Annotated in this window: 2 protein-coding genes and 1 pseudogene; all 3 read left to right on the top strand. The window is 68.2% G+C overall.

What is annotated here, in order from left to right:
- Window positions 1-418 (top strand): phosphopantothenoylcysteine decarboxylase domain-containing protein (locus JCM9942_RS16425; protein ID WP_304941170.1); only part of this gene is annotated, 418 nt, incomplete at its 5' end.
- The gene (gene dut, locus JCM9942_RS16420) at window positions 415-888 is read left to right on the top strand and encodes a dUTP diphosphatase (RefSeq protein ID WP_054660926.1); all 474 of its coding nucleotides are present in this window, start codon (window positions 415-417) and stop codon (window positions 886-888) included. The genes JCM9942_RS16425 and dut, both read left to right, overlap by 4 nt.
- A 17-nt stretch (window positions 889-905) precedes the next feature.
- Window positions 906-1,168 (top strand): annotated as a pseudogene (locus JCM9942_RS16415) (phosphomannomutase/phosphoglucomutase); the annotation flags it as partial.

The following is a 1,168-nucleotide window of genomic DNA, read 5'->3' as shown; positions in this document are numbered from 1 at the left end:
GGGCGCGCTGCCGGCGGACATCTATATCGGCGCGGCCGCAGTGGCCGATTACACCCCGCGCCAGGTCTCGTCGCAGAAGCTGAAGAAGACCGCCGACAGCCAGACCCTGACGCTGGAGCTGGTGCGCACCCCGGACATCCTGGCCGAAGTGGCCGCGCAGACCCAGGCGCTGAAGCTGGTGGTCGGCTTTGCCGCCGAGACCCACGAGGTGGAGAAATATGCGCGCGGCAAACTGGTGGCCAAGCATCTGGACCTGATCATCGCCAACCAGGTCGGCATCGCCGGCAACGGCTTTGAGAGCGACCAGAACGCGGCGGTGGCCTACTGGGATGGCGGCCAGCGCGAGTTCCCGGGCACCGCCAAGACCCGGCTGGCCGAACAGCTGCTGGACCTGATCGCCGAGAGGTTGGATGCATGAATGAGGCAAGTGCGCTGCAGCCGTTGCAGGTGAAATTGCTGGATCCCCGCTTCGGCGATGCCTGGCCGCTGCCGGGCTACGCCACCGAAGCCAGCGCCGGCATGGACCTGCGCGCGGCGATCGAAGCGCCGATGACGCTGCCGCCGGGCGATGCGGCGCTGCTGCCCAGCGGTATCGCCATCCATATCGCCGACCCCAACCTGTGTGCGGTGGTGCTGCCACGCTCCGGGCTGGGCCATCGCCATGGCATCGTGCTGGGCAACGGCACCGGCCTGATCGATGCCGACTACCAGGGGCCGCTGCTGATCAGCGTCTGGAACCGGGGCCGTGACGCCTTCACCATCGAACCCGGCGACCGCATCGCGCAGCTGGTGGTGATGCCCATCGCCCGCGTCACGTTGCAGGTAGTGGATACTTTCATCGACAGTGCACGTGGAACGGGTGGGTTTGGCCACACCGGGGTGCGCTGACAGGGGGGAAACGCACGATGAGCCAAGGTAAGGAAAGCCAACGCCCGCGCGTGGCGCTGGGCCGTTCAACGCCGCTGCTGGCGGTGCTGCTGTTGCTGCTGGCGGGCTGGTTCGGCTGGAGCGCGTTCAACCAGTGGCTGCAGGCCGATACCGGCACTGCGCTGGAACAGGCGCGCGATCGCGCCGTGAGCGACGTGCAGCAGGCGGTCAGCGCGCAGCTGGTGCAGTTCGGCAAGCAGCTGGAGCGGGCGCCGGTACAGGCCGCGCTGGCCACCGGTGA

This window comes from Stenotrophomonas pictorum JCM 9942, assembly GCF_001310775.1.
Classification (GTDB): domain Bacteria; phylum Pseudomonadota; class Gammaproteobacteria; order Xanthomonadales; family Xanthomonadaceae; genus Stenotrophomonas; species Stenotrophomonas pictorum.
The sequence above is the reverse complement of the archived record's forward strand: the minus strand, read 5'-3'. Positions and strand labels throughout refer to the sequence as shown.

What these genes read in the sequence shown, in the direction of transcription:
- dut (WP_054660926.1), top strand. Translation starts at nt 415, where the DNA reads ATGAATGAGGCAAGTGCGCTGCAGCCGTTGCAGGTGAAATTGCTGGAT.